The 16,982-nt window shown below is 71.6% G+C and carries 14 protein-coding genes and 1 other RNA gene; all 15 read left to right on the top strand.

What is annotated here, in order from left to right; all coding sequences use genetic code 11:
• Nucleotides 1-130 precede the first annotated feature (130 nt).
• An RNA gene (gene rnpB / locus PSEJ31_RS16390) (RNase P RNA component class A) lies at nucleotides 131-494 on the top strand.
• Between the two features lie 406 nt (nucleotides 495-900).
• Nucleotides 901-1,347, top strand: a complete 447-nt coding sequence (gene mraZ / locus PSEJ31_RS0115220; protein ID WP_019398571.1) for a division/cell wall cluster transcriptional repressor MraZ — start codon at nucleotides 901-903, stop codon at nucleotides 1,345-1,347.
• A gap of 14 nt (nucleotides 1,348-1,361) precedes the next feature.
• Nucleotides 1,362-2,336: a 16S rRNA (cytosine(1402)-N(4))-methyltransferase RsmH gene (gene rsmH / locus PSEJ31_RS16235; RefSeq protein WP_019398570.1), complete on the top strand. Its 975-nt coding sequence runs from the start codon at nucleotides 1,362-1,364 to the stop codon at nucleotides 2,334-2,336.
• Nucleotides 2,333-2,596, top strand: a complete 264-nt coding sequence (gene ftsL, locus PSEJ31_RS0115210) for a cell division protein FtsL (RefSeq protein ID WP_019398569.1) — start codon at nucleotides 2,333-2,335, stop codon at nucleotides 2,594-2,596. The genes rsmH and ftsL overlap by 4 nt, the downstream gene beginning before the upstream one ends.
• Nucleotides 2,593-4,413, top strand: a complete 1,821-nt coding sequence (locus tag PSEJ31_RS0115205; RefSeq protein WP_019398568.1) for a penicillin-binding protein 2 — start codon at nucleotides 2,593-2,595, stop codon at nucleotides 4,411-4,413. Before ftsL ends, PSEJ31_RS0115205 begins: the two co-directional genes overlap by 4 nt.
• Nucleotides 4,410-5,897 (top strand): UDP-N-acetylmuramoyl-L-alanyl-D-glutamate--2,6-diaminopimelate ligase, encoded by a 1,488-nt coding sequence (locus PSEJ31_RS0115200; protein ID WP_026010510.1) that lies wholly within the window; start codon nucleotides 4,410-4,412, stop codon nucleotides 5,895-5,897. Before PSEJ31_RS0115205 ends, PSEJ31_RS0115200 begins: the two co-directional genes overlap by 4 nt.
• Entirely contained in the window at nucleotides 5,894-7,309 is a 1,416-nt protein-coding gene (gene murF / locus PSEJ31_RS0115195) for a UDP-N-acetylmuramoyl-tripeptide--D-alanyl-D-alanine ligase (RefSeq protein ID WP_028915947.1), read from the top strand. Before PSEJ31_RS0115200 ends, murF begins: the two co-directional genes overlap by 4 nt.
• Nucleotides 7,299-8,384 (top strand): phospho-N-acetylmuramoyl-pentapeptide-transferase, encoded by a 1,086-nt coding sequence (gene mraY / locus PSEJ31_RS0115190; RefSeq protein ID WP_028915946.1) that lies wholly within the window; start codon nucleotides 7,299-7,301, stop codon nucleotides 8,382-8,384. The genes murF and mraY overlap by 11 nt, the downstream gene beginning before the upstream one ends.
• A complete protein-coding gene (ftsW, locus tag PSEJ31_RS0115185) occupies nucleotides 8,384-9,706 on the top strand; it encodes a putative lipid II flippase FtsW (RefSeq protein WP_028915945.1) in 1,323 nt (440 codons plus the stop codon). The genes mraY and ftsW overlap by 1 nt, the downstream gene beginning before the upstream one ends.
• A complete protein-coding gene (murG, locus tag PSEJ31_RS0115180; protein ID WP_028915944.1) occupies nucleotides 9,703-10,824 on the top strand; it encodes an undecaprenyldiphospho-muramoylpentapeptide beta-N-acetylglucosaminyltransferase in 1,122 nt (373 codons plus the stop codon). Before ftsW ends, murG begins: the two co-directional genes overlap by 4 nt.
• Entirely contained in the window at nucleotides 10,821-12,260 is a 1,440-nt protein-coding gene (gene murC / locus PSEJ31_RS0115175; RefSeq protein WP_028915943.1) for a UDP-N-acetylmuramate--L-alanine ligase, read from the top strand. The genes murG and murC overlap by 4 nt, the downstream gene beginning before the upstream one ends.
• A complete protein-coding gene (locus PSEJ31_RS0115170) occupies nucleotides 12,257-13,198 on the top strand; it encodes a D-alanine--D-alanine ligase (protein ID WP_019398561.1) in 942 nt (313 codons plus the stop codon). Before murC ends, PSEJ31_RS0115170 begins: the two co-directional genes overlap by 4 nt.
• A 151-nt stretch (nucleotides 13,199-13,349) precedes the next feature.
• Nucleotides 13,350-14,126 (top strand): cell division protein FtsQ/DivIB, encoded by a 777-nt coding sequence (locus PSEJ31_RS0115165; protein WP_019398560.1) that lies wholly within the window; start codon nucleotides 13,350-13,352, stop codon nucleotides 14,124-14,126.
• A complete protein-coding gene (ftsA, locus tag PSEJ31_RS0115160; protein ID WP_019398559.1) occupies nucleotides 14,123-15,358 on the top strand; it encodes a cell division protein FtsA in 1,236 nt (411 codons plus the stop codon). The genes PSEJ31_RS0115165 and ftsA overlap by 4 nt, the downstream gene beginning before the upstream one ends.
• A gap of 284 nt (nucleotides 15,359-15,642) precedes the next feature.
• Entirely contained in the window at nucleotides 15,643-16,887 is a 1,245-nt protein-coding gene (ftsZ, locus tag PSEJ31_RS0115155; protein WP_019398558.1) for a cell division protein FtsZ, read from the top strand.
• The last annotated feature ends 95 nt before the right edge of the window (nucleotides 16,888-16,982 follow it).

Raw genomic sequence — 16,982 nt, 5'->3', positions numbered from 1 at the left:
CAGGCCCCCTTGGTAAGGGGGGCCGCCGCGGCAGCGGCGGGGGATTGGAGGTGAAGATTCGCGGGGCCCGCGCTTTGCTTCAGCAAAGCGTGGGGTATTCGTACGGCGAAGCCGTAGAATACGTCCCCGCGGAGTCGGCCAGACAGTCGCGTCATGCGCAAGCATGCCGAGGAAAGTCCGGGCTCCACAGGGCACGGTGCCAGGTAACGCCTGGGCGGCGCGAGCCGACGGAAAGTGCAACAGAGAGCAGACCGCCGATGGCCCGGAGCCCGCAAGGGCGAAGGGATCAGGCAAGGGTGAAACGGTGCGGTAAGAGCGCACCGCGAGCCTGGCAACAGGCCGGCACGGCAAACCCCACCGGGAGCAAGACCAAATAGGGAGACGATGCCGTGGCCCGCGGTGTCTCCGGGTAGGTTGCTTGAGCGTCGCGGTGACGCGGCGCCTAGAGGAATGACTGTCCACGACAGAACCCGGCTTATCGGCCGGCTCCGCCCCCATCCCGCCCCGCCTCCTGTCCGGGGGCGGGGCCATGTCTGATGCCCCCTACCTTTCCGTCCCCCGGAGCAGGCATCCCATCGCCTGGGATGCCTGCCTTGCGCAATTCGCGCAAATTGCCCGGTTTCCGCACCGGGGCGTATGCCGGCCGGCCATCAGGGCTCCACGCGGCCTTAACAGGTCCCGCAAACCGCCCAATCTCAAAATTTGAGACTAAACAGCGACTTGTGGAAAACCTTTGAACTTGTCTGTGAACATCTTCGCAAGCCATTGACGCGACAGGCGATTTCGCGCTCCACAGCCTGTTGACAACCCTGTTGGCGGTGCTAAGGTGGGCGCCAGTGGGAAAACCGGGAGTTTCGTGGTTTTCCGTGGATAGCCCCAGCAGCCGATGCGGGTAGCGAAGTGTTCCAAGGCGAGACCGCCATCACAGTGGACGACAAGGGACGGGTGGCCATTCCCACGGCCTACCGTGACCTGGTCGCGCGCGAGTGCGGCAACCGCCTGGTGATCACCTACAACCCGTTCGAGGCCGGCTCGCTCTACCTGTACCCGTACAAGGAGTGGGAGCGGGTGCGCGACGAGGTCAACAAGCTGCCCAGCACCCGTGCCGCGCACCGCCAGCTGCAGCTGAAGCTGGTCGGCGCCGCCACCCCGGTGGAGCTGGACGGCAATGGCCGCATTTCCATTCCCGCCAGCCACCGCGCGGCGGTCGGCATCGAGAAGAAGGCGGTACTGCTGGGCATGGGCGACAAGTTCGAACTGTGGAGCGAGCAGGCACACCACGCCCAGATCCAGCGGACCCTGTCCGACGAGGACCTGAGCGAGCACATGCTCGACCTGAGGTTGTGATGGCGGGGGACCGGATGCGGACTGCGCAGCCCGGCCACCCTGCGGACCCGTCGGCGCCGGCGGCACATCTGCCGGTGCTGTTCGCCGAGGTACTGGAGGGCCTGCGCGTGTTGCCCGATGGCCGCTACCTGGACGGCACCTTCGGTCGCGGCGGCCATGCGCGCGGCGTGCTGGAGCGACTCGGTCCGGGAGGCCGCCTGCTGCTGATGGACAAGGATCCCGAAGCGATCGCGGTGGCCGAGGCCGGCTTCGGTGGCGATCCGCGCGTGTCGATCCGCCGCGGCAGCTTCGCCGGCATGGCGCAGTGGGACGAGGCGCGCGAGCTGGACGGCATCCTGCTGGACCTGGGCGTGTCCTCGCCGCAGCTGGACGTGGCCGAGCGCGGCTTTTCCTTCGGCAAGGACGGCCCGCTGGACATGCGCATGGACCCCGACTCGGGCGAGAGTGCTGCCGAGTGGCTGGCGCGCGCCGACGAGCGCGAGATCGCCGAGGTCCTGTGGACCTATGGCGAGGAGAAGCAGAGCCGCCGCATCGCCCGTGCGATCGTGGCCGCGCGCGCGCAGGAGCCGATCACCCGCACCGCGCAGCTGGCGAACCTGATCGCCGGCGTGGTGCCGCGCGGCAAGGACAGGAGCCACCCGGCGACCCGCAGCTTCCAGGCCATCCGCATCCACATCAACCGCGAGCTGGCCGACCTGGAGGCCGGGCTGGATGCGGCCCTGGCCGCGCTGCGCCCGGGCGGGCGGCTGGCGGTGATCAGCTTCCACTCGCTGGAAGACCGCATGGTCAAGCAGTTCATCGCCCGCCATGCCAAGGCCCCGCCGGCCAACCGCCGGCTGCCGGAGGCGCAGGCGTTCGTGCCGGCGCTGGCCGCCCTGGGCGGCGCGATCCGCGCCGGCGAGGAAGAGCTGCAGGTGAACGTGCGCGCGCGCAGCGCGGTGCTGCGCGTGGCCGAGAAGCTGGACGGGCAGGGGAGGCGCGCGGCATGACCCGCTTCCTGGTCGCCATCCTGCTGCTGGCCACGGTCGCCACCGGCATCGCCGTGGTCTACGAGCGCTACCGCCACCGCCAGCTGTTCGTCGAGCTGACCCGGCTGGAGCGGCAGCGCGACGAGCTCAACATCGAATTCGGCCGCCTGCAGCTGGAGCAGGCGACCTGGGCCCAGGCCAACCGCATCGACCAGGTCGCGCGCGAGCGCCTGGGCATGAAGTTCCCCGAGGCCGAGGACATCGTGGTGGTGCGCCCATGAGCGAGCGCCGCCCGGTCCGCAACCGCAACCGCGCCCCGTTCAACCTGCGGGGCCGGATGCTGCTGGTCGGCGTCGCCCTGGGCCTGTGCTCGGTGGCGCTGGTCGGCCGTGCGGCCTGGGTGCAGCTGGTGGACGCGGAGTTCTACCAGCGCCAGGGCGAGGCGCGCTTCGTGCGCGAGATCCCGATCCCGACCTCGCGCGGCATGATCACCGACCGCAACGGCGAGCCGCTGGCGGTGTCCACCCCGGTGGAGTCGATCTGGGCCAACCCGCAGGAGCTGCTGCGCTACCCCGAGCGCCTGCCGGAGCTGGCCAAGGCCCTGGACGTGCCGCTGGACCAGCTGACCACGCGCCTGTCGCAGCGCGCGGACAAGGAGTTCGTCTACCTCAAGCGCCGGATCAACCCGGACCAGGCCAAGGCGATCCTCGCCCACAACATCCCGGGCGTGGCCTCGCAGCGCGAGTTCCGCCGCTTCTACCCGCAGGGCGAGGCGATGGCCCACGTGCTGGGCTTCACCAACATCGACGACCGCGGCCAGGAAGGCCTGGAGCTGGCGTTCGACGAATGGCTGCGCGGCAAGCCCGGCGCCAAGCGCGTGATCCGCGACCGCCACGGCCGCATCGTCGAGAACATCGACCTGGTGCGCCCGGCCGAGCCGGGCAAGGACCTGGTGCTGAGCATCGACCGCCGCATCCAGTTCCTCGCCTACCGCGAGCTGCGCCACGCGCTGGACCAGCACAAGGCCGCCAGCGGCTCGGCGGTGGTGCTGGACGTGGCCACCGGCGAAGTGCTGGCGATGGTCAACCTGCCCAGCTACAACCCCAACGCGGTCACCGGCAACCCGGACAGCCGCCGCAACCGCGTGGTCACCGACCTGATCGAGCCGGGCTCGACCATGAAGCCGATCACCGCGGCCGCGGCGCTGGCCGCCGGCAAGGTGCATCCGGGCACCAAGTTCGACACCAGCCCCGGCTACATGGGCCTGGGCCGCTTCACCATCCGCGACCACCGCAACTACGGCGTGCTGGACGTCACCGGCATCATCACCAAGAGCTCGAACCTGGGCGCGGTGATGCTGTCGCAGCAGCTGAGCGACCAGTACTTCTACGACTTCGTGCGCGGCTTCGGCTTCGGCAGCCCGCCGCGCAGCGGCTTCCCGGGCGAGGCCGCCGGCGTGCTGCGCCCGCCGGCGCGCTGGGACGGCCTGACCAAGGCCACCATGTCCTACGGCTATGGCCTGTCGGTCACGCCGCTGCAGATTGCGCAGGCCTATGCCGCGCTGGGCAACCACGGCCGCCTGATCACCCCGACCTTCGTCAAGGGCCAGATCAACGAGCCGCGCCAGGTGGTGCCGCCGGAAATCGCCGACCAGGTCGTGCGCATGATGCAGACCGTGACCGAGCCGGGCGGCACCGCCACCCAGGCCGCGATCCTCGGCTACCACGTCGCCGGCAAGACCGGCACCGCGCGCCAGGCCGCCGCCGGCGGCTATTCGCGCCGCTACACCACCACCTTCGCCGGACTGGTTCCGGCGTCCAACCCGCGCTTCGCCACCGTGGTCGTGATCAACGACCCGCAGGCCGGCTCCTACTACGCCGGCCTGGTCTCCGGCCCCGTGTTCCGCGCGGTGATGGAAGACGCGCTGCGGGTGATGGACGTGCCGCCGGACGACATCGAGACCTGGCTGGCGGCGCAGGCCAAGGGCGAGGCCAAGCGCCAGGCGGCGCTGCCGCCGCTGCCGGAGGCGATCGACGACCCGGGCGCCGAGGACCCGACCCTGCCACCGGCGATGTCCGGCACCGGGGGGCTGCCATGAGCCGCTCCATGCTCCTGTCGCGCCTGCTGCCCGACGTCGCGCTGCCGCGCGACATCGCCGTTTCCGGGCTGGTGATGGACAGCCGCAAGGTACGCCCGGGCGATGCCTTCGTGGCGATCGCCGGCTTCGGCACCCACGGCCTGGCCTTCGCCGCGCAGGCGCGCGAGGCGGGCGCCGCGGCGATCCTGTTCGAACCGCCGGCCCCGGCCGAATCCCCCGCGCCGGAGGACGCGATCCCGGTGCCGGGCCTGCGCTCGCGCCTGGGCGCGATGGCCGACCTGTTCCACGGCCATCCCTCGCACGCGATGGCCATGGTCGGGGTCACCGGCACCAACGGCAAGACGTCCACCGTGCAGCTGCTGGCCCAGGCTTGGCACCAGCGCGGCCTGCGCGCCGGCAGCATCGGCACCCTGGGCGCCGGCCTGCACGGGCAGGTGCGACCGACCGGCTTCACCACGCCGCTGGTGCTGGACATGCACGCCCTGCTGGGCGAGCTGCGCGACGCCGGCGCTGAGGCGGTGGCGATGGAGGTCAGCTCGCATGCCCTGGACCAGGGCCGGGTGGACGGCGTGCACTACGACGTGGCGGTGTTCACCAACCTCACCCGCGACCACCTCGACTACCACGGCGACATGGCCAGCTACGGCGCGGCCAAGTCGAAGCTGTTCTTCCGCGAGGGGCTCAAGGCCGCGGTGCTGAACCTGGACGACGACTACGCGCGGGCGCTGGCCGCGCGGCTTCCGGCCGGGGTGCGCGTGGTCGGGGTCAGTTCGCGCGGCCGCGAGGATGCGAGCCTGCAGGCGCGCGCGCTGCAGTTCGACGCGCGCGGCATCGGCTTCGAACTGTACGACGGCCACGAGGCGTACCCGGTGCGGTCGCCGCTGCTGGGCAGGTTCAACGTCGACAACCTGCTGGCGGTGGGCGGCGTGCTGCACGCGCTGGGCGACGGCGCGGCGGGCGTGGCCGCGGTCCTGTCGCGGCTGCAGCCGGTGGCCGGGCGCATGAACCGCCTCGGCGGCGACGGCGTGCGCCCGCTGGTGGTGATCGACTACGCCCACACCCCCGACGCGCTGGAGCAGGCGCTGTCCAGCCTGCGCGCGCATGCCGGCGCGCGGCTGGCCTGCGTGTTCGGCTGCGGCGGCGAGCGCGACCGCGGCAAGCGCCCGATGATGGCGCGCATCGCCGAACGGTACGCCGACCAGGTCATCGTCACCGACGACAACCCACGCGGCGAGGATGGCGACGCGATCGTCGCCGGGATCATGGCCGGCTTCGCCGCGCCCGAAGCGGTGCAGGTGGAGCGCGACCGCGCGCAGGCCATCGCCCGCGCCATCGCCCGGGCCGGCGCACAGGACGTGGTCCTGGTCGCCGGCAAGGGGCACGAGCCTTACCAGGAGATCGCCGGCGTGCGGCATCCCTTTGACGATACCGAGGTGGCGCGCGCCGCCCTGGACGCGTGGAGCGCGGCGGAGGTGCAGGCATGAAGCGCACCCCGCTTTCCCTGCTCGCGCACTGGGCCGGCGGCGAGCTGCACGGCCCGGACGCGGCCGTCGACGCCATCGTCCACGACACCCGCGCGCTGCAGCCCGGCAGCCTGTACCTGGCCCTGCGCGGCGAGCGCTTCGACGGCCACGACTTCGCCGCCGACGCCCTGGCGCGCGGCGCGGTCGCGCTGCTGGTCGAACGCCTGCTGGACGTTGATGCACCGCAGGTGCTGGTCGAGAACAGCGAGCTTGCGCTGGCGCGGATCGCAGCCGGCATGCAGCGCGGCCGCGATGCGAAGGTGGTGGCCATCACCGGCAGCAACGGCAAGACCAGCGTGAAGACCCTGGTGCTGTCGGTGCTCCGGCAGGCCGGCCACGCCTACGCCAACCCGGGCAACCGCAACAACGAGATCGGCCTGCCGCTGGCGGTGATCGACGCCCCGGAGGACGCCGACTTCGCCATCTACGAGATGGGCGCCGGCAAGCCGGGCGACATCGCCTACCTGACCGACATCGCCCGCCCGGACGTGTCCGTGGTCAACAACATCGCCCCGGCCCACCTGGAGCGGATGGGCGACCTGCTGGGCGTGGCCACCACCAAGGGCGCGATCTACGCCGCGCTGCCGGCCGGCGGCACCGCGGTGGTCAACGCCGACGATGCCTTCGGTGCCTGGTTCGAGCAGCAGGTGGTGCGCGCCGCCGAAACCGGCCGCCGCCTGCTGCGCTTCGGCCTGGACGCCAGCGCCGAGGTGACCGCGCGCGAGGTCCAGGTGGGCGCGGAGGGCAGCCGCTTCGTGCTGGCCACGCCACAGGGCGAGGCCGCGATCGAGCTGGCGCTGCCGGGCCGCCACAACGTGCGCAACGCGCTGGCCGCCGCCGCGATCGGCCTGGCCTGCGGCGTGCCGCTGGCGGCGATCGCCGAGGGCCTGGCGCAGGCGCGGCCGGTGGCCGGCCGCCAGGTCGCGCATGGCCTGGCGGGCGGGGTGGTGCTGGTGGACGACAGCTACAACGCCAACCCCGGCTCGGTGGCCGCGGCGATCGACGCCCTGGCCGCCAGCGGCGACGAGGCCTGGCTGGTGCTGGGGGACATGCGCGAGCTGGGCCCGGAGGCCGCGGCGCTGCATGCCGACGCCGGCCTGCGCGCGCGCCAGGCCGGCATCGCCCGGCTGTATGCGCTGGGCGAACTGAGCGCCCATGCCGCGCGTGCCTTCGGCGCGGAAGGCCGCCATTTCGACAGCCACCAGGCGCTTGCGGCGGCCATCGCCGCGGACCTGGCGGCACGCGCGCCGGCGGATGCGGCCGGCGCCGAAGGACGGCGCCTGCGGGTGCTGGTGAAAGGGTCGCGCGGCAGCGCGATGGACCGGATCGTGAACGCGCTGCTGGCGCAGGGAGACGCTACGCATGCTGCTTGAACTGGCGCGCTGGCTGCAGGGCCTGGAGAACTTCTTCGGGCTGTTCGCCTATCTGACCTTCCGCGGCATCCTCGCTGCGCTGACGGCGCTGTTCCTGTCGCTGTGGCTGGGCCCGGCGGTGATCCGCAAGCTCGGCCAGCTCAAGGGCGGCCAGCCGATCCGCAAGGACGGCCCGCAGTCGCACTTCTCCAAGGCCGGCACCCCGACCATGGGCGGCTCCATGATCCTGATCACCGTCATGCTGGCGGTGCTGATGTGGGGCGACCTGCGCAACAAGTACGTGTGGACCGTGCTGCTGGTGATGCTGGCCTTCGGCGCGATCGGCTGGTACGACGACTGGATCAAGATCGTCAAGCGCGATCCCAACGGCCTGAAGTCGCGCTGGAAGTACCTGCTGCAGTCGGTCTTCGGCCTGGCCGCCGGCCTTTACCTGTACCTGTATGCCGACGTGCCGGCGGCCACCACCTTCTACGTGCCGCTGTTCAAGTCGATCGCGCTGCCGCTGGTGGGCATCTCGTTCGTGGCCATCGCCTACTTCTGGATCGTGGGCTTCTCCAACGCGGTCAACCTGACCGACGGCCTGGACGGCCTGGCGATCATGCCCACCGTGCTGGTGGCCGTGGGCCTGGGCGTGTTCGCCTACGCCTCCGGCCACGCCGTGTTCGCCAACTACCTGCAGATCCCGCAGGTGCCGGGCGCGGGCGAGCTGGTGATCATCTGCGCGGCGATCGCCGGCGCGGGCCTGGGCTTCCTCTGGTTCAACACCTACCCGGCGATGGTGTTCATGGGCGACATCGGCGCGCTGGCGCTGGGCGCCGTGCTCGGCACCATCGCGGTGATCGTGCGCCAGGAACTGGTGCTGGTGGTGATGGGCGGCATCTTCGTCATCGAGACCCTGTCGGTGATGATCCAGGTCGCCAGCTTCAAGCTCACCGGCAAGCGCGTGTTCCGCATGGCGCCCATCCACCACCACTTCGAGCTCAAGGGCTGGCCGGAGCCGCGCGTGATCGTGCGCTTCTGGATCATCTCGGTGGTGCTGGTCCTGGTCGGCCTGGCGACGTTGAAGGTGCGCTGATGAACGACCTGTCCCGCCAGGCGACCAGGCTGGAGGCCATCGGCGGCCGCTACGACCCGTGGCTGTGCTTCGCCGTGCTGGCGCTCGGCAGCCTGGGCGTGGTGATGGTCGCCTCGGCCTCGATCGCCATCGCCGAGAACCTGGGCGCGGGGCCGTTCCACTACCTGGTCAGGCACGTGCTGTTCGTGATGATCGGCGCGGTGCTGGCGGTGGTGGCCATGCGCACCGAGCTGAAGCTGGTGGAGAAGTACAACCAGCAGCTGCTGCTGTGCTGCTTCCTGCTGCTGCTGCTGCCGTGGCTGCCGGGGCTGGGCGTGAGCGTCAACGGCGCGCGCCGCTGGATCAACCTGGGCATCTCGCGCTTCCAGGTGGTCGAGGCGGTGAAGGTCATCTACATCGTGTGGCTGGCCAGCTACCTGGTGCGCTTCCGCGACGAGGTCAACGCCACCTGGCCGGCGATGCTCAAGCCGCTGGGCGTGGCGGTGCTGCTGGTCGGCATGCTGTTGGCGCAGCCGGACTTCGGCTCGGCCACCCTGCTGCTGGGCATCACCGCCGGCATGCTGGTGCTGGGCGGGGTCAACCTGCCGCGCATGTCCGCGCCCATCCTGGTGCTGCTGCCGGCGCTGGTGGCGATCGCGATCATCGAGCCGTACCGCCTGCGCCGCATCACCTCGTTCATGGATCCGTGGCAGGACCAGCTCGGCGCCGGCTACCAGCTGTCCAACGCGCTGATGGCCGTGGGCCGCGGCGAGTGGTTCGGCGTGGGCCTGGGCGCCTCGGTGCAGAAGCTCAACTACCTGCCGGAGGCGCATACCGACTTCATCTTCTCGGTCATCGCCGAGGAGCTGGGCTTCGTCGGCGTGTGCGGCGTCATCGGCCTGTACGTGCTGCTGGTCGGCCGCGCCCTGTACATCGGCATGAAGTGCGTGGAGATGCGCCGCCACTTCGCCGGCTACATCGCCTTCGGCGTCGGCCTGTGGCTGGGCATGCAGAGCTTCGTCTCGATCGGCGTGAACCTGGGCCTGCTGCCGACCAAGGGCCTGACCCTGCCGCTGATCTCCTCCGGCGGCTCCAGCGTGATGATGACCTGCGCGGCGATCGGCCTGCTGCTGCGCGTCTCCTACGAGCTGGAGCGCGCCGAGCGCCAGGTGGCGCGCCTGCGTCCGGAATCGATCGTGCCGGTGGCCGCCGCGGACGCCCCGGCGGCGCCTTCCGCACCGCTGGCCGCGCGCCCGGCGCCGCCGCGCACCACCCCGCGCGCCACCCCGGCCGGCGGCCGCGGCACCTCGCGCGTGAAACCGACCTTCGGAGGCTTCGCATGAGCGGCGCCGTGCATGTTCCCGCGCAGGAGCGCCCGGTCATGCTGATGGCCGGCGGCACCGGCGGCCACATCTTCCCGGCGCTGGCCGTGGCCCATGAGCTGCGCGCCATGGGCGTGCCGGTGACCTGGCTGGGTGCAGCCGGCGCGATGGAGACGCGCCTGGTGCCGCAACACGACATCCAGATCGACACCCTGCCGGTGGCCGGCGTGCGCGGCAAGGGCGGGGCCACCCTGCTGGCCGCGCCGCTGCGCCTGCTGCGTGCGGTGCGCGCCGCGTCCGCGGTGCTGCGCCAGCGCCGGCCGCGCGCGGTGATCGGCTTCGGCGGCTTCGCCTCCGGCCCCGGCGGCCTGGCCGCGCGCCTGGCCGGCATCCCGCTGCTGGTGCACGAACAGAACCGCGCGCCCGGCATGACCAACCGCGTGCTGGCGCGCCTGGCGCGCCGCACCCTGTCCGGCTTCCCCGGCGCGTTCGCGCGCGAGGAAGTGGTCGGCAACCCGGTGCGCGATGCGATCGCCGCGCTGCCGGAACCGCAGCAGCGCCTGGCCGGCCGCAGCGGCCCGCTGCGCCTGCTGGTGCTGGGCGGCAGCCAGGGTGCGCGCGCGCTCAACGAGGCGGTGCCGGTGGCGCTGGCGGCGCTGGCCGACGTGGCCATCGAGGTGCGCCACCAGTGCGGCGAGCGCCTGCGCGAGGAGGCCCATGCGGCCTACGCCGCCGCAGGCGTGCAGGCCAGCGTGGAGGCGTTCATTGCCGACATGGCCGCGGCCTACGCCTGGGCCGACCTGGTGGTGTGCCGCGCCGGCGCCTCGACCCTGGCCGAACTGTGCGCCGCCGGCGTGGGCAGCGTGCTGGTGCCGTTCGCCGCCGCGGTGGACGACCACCAGACCCGCAACGCCGAATACCTGGTCGAGCACGGCGCCGCGCTGCTGTTCAAGCAGGGCGAGGGCCTGGCCGCGAACCTGGAGTCGGCGCTGCGCGTGCTGGCCGCCGATCCGCAGCGCCGCCTGGCCATGGCCGTGGCCGCGCGCGGCCTGGCCCGTCCCGATGCCGCCCGGCACATCGCCGGGATCGTGCTCGAAGAGGCTCTTCCTTCCCCCCGATCCCCTGGAGTTTCCGCATGATCCGCCGCCTCCACGACACCGACAACCTGGTGCGCGCGTTCCCGCGCGTGCACTTCGTCGGCATCGGCGGCACCGGCATGAGCGGCATCGCCGAAGTGATGCTGACGCTGGGCTACGAGGTGTCCGGTTCGGACGCCGCCGAGAACGCCGCCACCCGGCGCCTGGCCGGCCTGGGCGCGCGCATCGTGCGCGGCCACTCGGCCGCCAACGTACTGGGCACCGACTGCGTGGTGGTGTCCTCCGCCATCCGCGAGGACAACCCCGAACTGATGGAAGCGCGCAGCCAGCGCATCCCGGTGGTGCCGCGCGCGGCGATGCTGGCCGAACTGATGCGCTTCCGCCGTGGCATCGCCGTCGCCGGCACCCACGGCAAGACCACCACCACCTCGCTGACCGCGGCGGTGCTGAGCGAAGGCGGGCTGGATCCGACCTTCGTGATCGGCGGCCAGCTGCTGGCGGCCGGCGCCAACGCCAAGCTGGGCGGCGGCCAGTGGCTGGTGGCCGAGGCCGACGAGAGCGACGGCAGCTTCCTGCGCCTGAACCCGCTGATCGCGGTGATCACCAACATCGACGCCGACCACCTGGAGAACTACGGCGGCGACTTCGCGCGCCTGCGCTCGGCCTTCGCCGAGCTGCTGCAGCGCCTGCCGTTCTACGGCCTGGCGGTGCTGTGCATCGACGATCCGGAAGTGGCCAGCCTGGCCGCGGAAACCCCGCGCCACGTGATGACCTACGGCACCGCCGAGAATGCCGACGTGCGCGCCGAGGACATCGTCCAGGAAGGCGCGCGCATGCGCTTCACCCTGCGCCTGCCGGAGGGCGTGAGCGTGCCGGTGAGCCTGGCCCTGCCGGGCCGGCACAACGTGCTCAACGCGCTGGCCGCGGCCGCGGTCGGCTGGCAGCTGGGCGTGGCGCCGCAGGCGATCGCGGCGGCGCTGGAGAAGTTCGCCGGCATCGGCCGCCGCTTCAACGACCTGGGCGAGGTCACCACTGCCTCCGGGGCGAAGGTGCGGGTGGTCGATGACTACGGCCACCATCCGCGCGAACTGGCCGCGGTGTTCGCCGCCGCGCGCGGCGGCTGGCCGGACAAGCGCCTGGTGGTGGCGTTCCAGCCGCACCGCTACACCCGCACCCGCGACCAGTTCGATGCCTTCGCCGCGGTGCTGTCGGAAGCCGACGCGCTGGTGCTCAGCGAGGTCTACCCGGCAGGCGAGCAGCCGATCCCCGGCGCCGATTCGCGCGCCCTGGCCCGCGCCATCCGTGCCCGCGGCCGCAGCGAGCCGGTGGTGGTGGGGCGCGCGGCCGAGCTGCGCGAGGTCCTGCCGGACGTGCTCCAGGACGGCGACCTGCTACTGATGATGGGCGCCGGCGACATCGGCTACATCGCCCAGCAGGTGGCGGCCGAGGGCTTCCTCGGCAAGGGAGGCAAGGCATGAGCGCGACCGCCCTGCCGCCGCCGCGCTTCGCCGACCCGGCCGTGTTCGGCCGCGTCGCCGTGCTGATGGGCGGTACCAGCTCCGAGCGTGAGGTCTCGCTGAATTCCGGCAGCAACGTGCTGGAGGCGCTGCGCGCCCGCGGGATCGACGCGCAGCCGGTGGACGGCATCCCCGCGCTGGTGGAGGCCCTGGCGCAGGAGCGCTTCGACCGCGTGTTCAACATCCTGCACGGCGGCGACGGCGAGAACGGCGTGGTCCAGGGCCTGCTGCAGGGGCTGGGCGTGCCGTACACCGGCCCCGGCGTGCTGGGCAGCGCGCTGACCATGGACAAGATCCGCACCAAGCTGCTGTGGATCGCCGCCGGCCTGCCGACCGCGCGCTTCGTGCGCATCCCCGCCGGCGGCGACCTGGCCGCCGCGGTGCGCGAGCTGGGCCTGCCGGTGTTCGTGAAGCCTTCCTGCGAAGGTTCCAGCGTCGGCGTGTTCCCGATCCGCTCGGAGGATGAGCTGGCGCCGGCGCTGGAATTCGCCGCCGGCTACGAGGGCGAGCTGCTGGCCGAGCAGATGCTGACCGGTGGCGAGTACACCGTGGGCATCCTCGGCGAGGTGGCCCTGCCCAGCATCCGCATCGTCCCGGCCTCCGGCTGGTACGACTACCACGCCAAGTACATCGCCGAGGACACCCAGTACCTGTGCCCCGGCCTGCAGGGCGGGGAGGAAGCGCAGATCCGCGCCCTGGCGCTGGAAGGCTTCCGCGCCGCCGGCTGCAGCGGCTGGGGCCGGGTGGACGTCATGCGCCACGCCGACGGCCGCTTCATGCTGATGGAGGTCAACACCGCACCGGGCATGACCAGCCACTCGCTGGTGCCCAAGGCCGCGGCCCAGCTGGGCATCGGCTTCGAGGAACTGTGCTGGCGGATCCTGGAGCAGACGGTATGAAAAAGCCGGGATTCGTGATCCGGGATTGGGGATTCGTGGAAGCGGCGTCGCGCCGTGCTGGCCGTCTGTCGGCCCGGCTTCGCGTGGCTGTTGCTTTTTCGAATCCCCAATCCCAAATCCCGAATCCCACGGAAGACCGGAGGTCTTCCGCATGAACGCCCTGCTGCGCATCTGCGCCTGGCTGCTGGCGCTAGCGCTGGTCGCGCTGCCGGTGGTGGCCGTGCTCAACGGCTGGGTCGGCGCCGAGCGCTGGCCGCTGTCGCGGCTGCGCGTGACCGGGCAGTTCGATCGGGTGCAGGCCGAGCAGCTGCGCGCGGCGGTGGCGCCGTACGCGCGCGCCGGCTACTTCGCGGTGCGGCTGGAGGACGCGCAGCGGGCGGTGGAACGCCTGCCGTGGGTGGAGAGCGCCCACGTGAGCAAGCAGTGGCCGGACGTGCTGGAGGTGAGCGTGGTCGAGCACCGGCCGTTCGCGCACTGGGGCGAGGACCGCATGCTTTCCGAGCGCGGCCACCTGTTCCCGCGCCCGGCCGACCTGGCCGATGCGCGCCTGCCGCACCTGGACGGCCCGGACGCGCGCACCGCGGACGTGGTCGAGGTCTATACGCAGAGCCAGTCGCTGTTCGCGCCGCTGGGCTACCACGTCACCCACGTCGCGGTGGACGCGCGCGGCAGCTGGTCGCTGGCGCTGGACAACGGCACCGAGGTGCTGGTCGGCCGCGACGACGCGCAGGCGCGCCTGCAGCGCTTCGCCCGCGTGCTGCCGCAGCTGCTCGCCGGCCAGGCGCGCCCGCTGGAGCGCGCCGACCTCCGCTACACCAACGGCTTCACCCTCGCGTGGGGACAGCCGCGTACCTCTTCCCATCCTCCTTCTGCGCTCCCGCGGGCCCTGGCCGCGCGGACGCAGGCAGCACAGGCGAGCAGTACATGAACCGCAAAGGCGACAAGTCCCTCATCGTCGGCCTCGACATCGGCACCTCCAAGGTGGTGGCGCTGGTGGGCGAGTATTCGCCGGGCAACCCGATCGAGGTGATCGGCATCGGCTCGCACGAGTCGCGCGGGCTCAAGCGCGGCGTGGTGGTCGACATCGAGTCCACCGTGCAGTCGATCCAGCGCGCGGTCGAGGAGGCCGAGCTGATGGCCGGCTGCGAGATCCGCTCGGTGTACGCCTCGATCTCCGGCAACCACGTGCAGTGCAAGAACTCGCCGGGCATCGTCCCGATCCGCGAGGGCGAGGTGACCTGGCAGGACCTGGACCGGGTGCTCGACGCGGCCAAGGCGGTGGCGATTCCGGCCGACCAGCGCATCCTGCACGCGATCCCGCGCGAGTACGTGCTGGACGACTCCCAGGAGGGCATCCGCAACCCGGTCGGCATGACCGGCGTGCGCCTGGAGGTGCACGCGCACCTGGTGACCTGCGCGCAGTCGGCGGCGCAGAACATCACCAAGTGCGTGCAGCGCTGCGGCCTGCAGGTGGACGACCTGATCCTATCCTCGCTGGGCTCCTCGGTGGCGGTGCTGACCGCCGACGAGCGCGAGCTGGGCGTGGTCCTGGTCGACATGGGCGCCGGCACCACCGACATCGCGGTGTTCGTGCAGGGCGCGATCTGCCATACCGCCTCGCTGCCGATCGCCGGCGACCACGTCACCAACGACATCGCGCACATGCTGCGCACCCCGACCCCGGAGGCCGAGCAGATCAAGGTGCGCTACGGCTGCGCCCTGGCCCAGCTGGCCACCGCCGAGGAAAGCATCCAGGTGCCGTCGGTTGGCGACCGTCCGCCGCGGCGCATGCCGCGCGCCTCGCTGGCGCAGGCGGTGCAGGGTCGCTACGAGGAAATCTTCGAGATGGTCCAGGCCGAGCTGCGCCGCTCCGGCTTCGAGGAACTGGTGCGCGCCGGCATGGTCCTGACCGGCGGCGCTTCGAAGATGGAAGGCGTGATCGAACTGGCCGAGGAAATGCTGCAGATGCCGGTGCGCATCGGCATCCCGCAGCACGTCTCCGGGCTGGGCGAGGTGGTGGGCAACCCGGTGCACGCCACCGGCGTGGGCCTGCTGCTGATGGGCAGCCAGATCGAGCACCCCCGGCGTCCCTCGCTGCCCAGCGGCCGCGCCGGCAGCTTCCTGAAGAAGCTGCGCAACTGGTACCGGGGGGAATTCTGAGGGCCGGGGTCCGGGATTGGTGATCCGTGATTGGTAACAGCGCGGGTTGCCGGTCGTGGCACCGAATCACGGCCTGTTGGTTTGGAAGCAGAGCGGAAGAAGTACGGCAGGAAAGCGGAAGGGAAGGCAGAAGGTAACTGGCAGTAACGGGCGTGGCGGCTCGGTGGATGCGGATCGACCACGCGGACAAGAAAACCAAGAAGAACGCCGGAGAAGGCGAGGGTGGATTCATCGAACCACGAATCCCGAATCACCAATCACGGCTCCACTAGAGGACAACGGACATGGCATGCTTTGAACTGATCGAGAAGATGGCTCCAAACGCGGTGATCAAGGTCATCGGCGTCGGCGGCGGCGGCGGCAACGCGGTCGCGCACATGGTCAACAGCAGCGTCGACGGCGTTGAATTCATCATCGCCAACACCGACTCGCAGGCGATCAAGAACTGCGGCGCCAAGCTGCAGCTGCAGCTCGGCAGCAACGTCACCAAGGGCCTGGGCGCGGGCGCCAACCCGGAGGTCGGCCGCCAGGCCGCGCTGGAGGACCGCGAGCAGATCATCGCCGCGCTGGAAGGCGCGGACATGGTGTTCATCACCGCCGGCATGGGCGGCGGCACCGGCACCGGCGCCGCGCCGGTGGTGGCCCAGCTGGCCAAGGAGATGGGCATCCTGACCGTGGCCGTGGTCACCAAGCCGTTCCCGTTCGAAGGCCGCCGCCGCATGCAGGTGGCGCTCAAGGGCATCGAGGAACTGAGCCAGCACTGCGACTCGCTGATCACCATCCCCAACGAGAAGCTGATCACCGTGCTCGGCCGCAACGCCACCATGGTGCAGGCCTTCCGCGCCGCCAACGACGTGCTGCAGGGCGCGGTGCAGGGCATCGCCGACCTGATCGTGCGCCCGGGCCTGATCAACGTCGACTTCGCCGACGTGCGCACCGTGATGTCCGAGATGGGCCTGGCGATGATGGGCACCGGCTCGGCCCGCGGCGACGACCGCGCCCAGGCCGCCGCCGAGGCCGCCATCCAGAACCCGCTGCTGGACGACGTCAACCTGGCTGGCGCCAACGGCATCCTGGTCAACATCACCGCCGGCCCGGACTTCACCATGGCCGAGTTCGACGAGATCGGCCGCTCCATCGAGGCCTTCGCCTCCGAGGACGCGACCGTCGTGGTCGGCACCGTGCTGGATCCGGACATGCAGGACGAGGTCCGCGTGACCGTGGTCGCCACCGGCCTGAACCGCGCCGCCGCCCGCCAGCCGGTGCGCGAGCGCGAATTCGGCGGCCGCGACCTGGGCATGCGCCAGGAAGCGCCGCGCCCGATGCGCGTGGTCCGCGACGGCACCACCGGCCTGCCGATCGACGACGGCTTCAACGCCGACCCGGTCGCCAACGCGGTCAACGTGCTGGGCCTGCGCCGTTCCGGCAGCGCCGCCGGTGCCGCCGCCCCGGCCAGCACCCCGGCCGCCGCCGAGCTGCCCAGCGACTACCTGGACATCCCGGCGTTCCTGCGCCGCCAGGCCGACTGAGCAATACCCCCGAAGGCGGAACGCCATGTCCGCCGCCGGGGCTTGCCCCGGTGCCACCTGCGTGGTGGCATCGCCGGGGCGCCGTGTGTCCTCAC

This window comes from Pseudoxanthomonas sp. J31 (assembly GCF_000510725.1).
Classification (GTDB): Bacteria; Pseudomonadota; Gammaproteobacteria; order Xanthomonadales; family Xanthomonadaceae; genus Pseudoxanthomonas.
Note: the sequence above shows the minus strand (reverse complement) of the source record. Positions and strands in the feature narration are given on the sequence as shown.

Excerpts from the sequence above, each read along its gene's own strand:
- rsmH (WP_019398570.1), top strand. The coding sequence starts at position 1,362 with ATGCGGACTGCGCAGCCCGGCCACCCTGCGGACCCGTCGGCGCCGGCG.
- ftsL (WP_019398569.1), top strand. The coding sequence starts at position 2,333 with ATGACCCGCTTCCTGGTCGCCATCCTGCTGCTGGCCACGGTCGCCACC.
- PSEJ31_RS0115205 (WP_019398568.1), top strand. The coding sequence starts at position 2,593 with ATGAGCGAGCGCCGCCCGGTCCGCAACCGCAACCGCGCCCCGTTCAAC.
- PSEJ31_RS0115200 (WP_026010510.1), top strand. The coding sequence starts at position 4,410 with ATGAGCCGCTCCATGCTCCTGTCGCGCCTGCTGCCCGACGTCGCGCTG.
- murF (WP_028915947.1), top strand. The coding sequence starts at position 5,894 with ATGAAGCGCACCCCGCTTTCCCTGCTCGCGCACTGGGCCGGCGGCGAG.
- mraY (WP_028915946.1), top strand. The coding sequence starts at position 7,299 with ATGCTGCTTGAACTGGCGCGCTGGCTGCAGGGCCTGGAGAACTTCTTC.
- ftsW (WP_028915945.1), top strand. The coding sequence starts at position 8,384 with ATGAACGACCTGTCCCGCCAGGCGACCAGGCTGGAGGCCATCGGCGGC.
- murG (WP_028915944.1), top strand. The coding sequence starts at position 9,703 with ATGAGCGGCGCCGTGCATGTTCCCGCGCAGGAGCGCCCGGTCATGCTG.
- murC (WP_028915943.1), top strand. The coding sequence starts at position 10,821 with ATGATCCGCCGCCTCCACGACACCGACAACCTGGTGCGCGCGTTCCCG.
- PSEJ31_RS0115170 (WP_019398561.1), top strand. The coding sequence starts at position 12,257 with ATGAGCGCGACCGCCCTGCCGCCGCCGCGCTTCGCCGACCCGGCCGTG.
- PSEJ31_RS0115165 (WP_019398560.1), top strand. The coding sequence starts at position 13,350 with ATGAACGCCCTGCTGCGCATCTGCGCCTGGCTGCTGGCGCTAGCGCTG.
- ftsA (WP_019398559.1), top strand. The coding sequence starts at position 14,123 with ATGAACCGCAAAGGCGACAAGTCCCTCATCGTCGGCCTCGACATCGGC.
- ftsZ (WP_019398558.1), top strand. The coding sequence starts at position 15,643 with ATGGCATGCTTTGAACTGATCGAGAAGATGGCTCCAAACGCGGTGATC.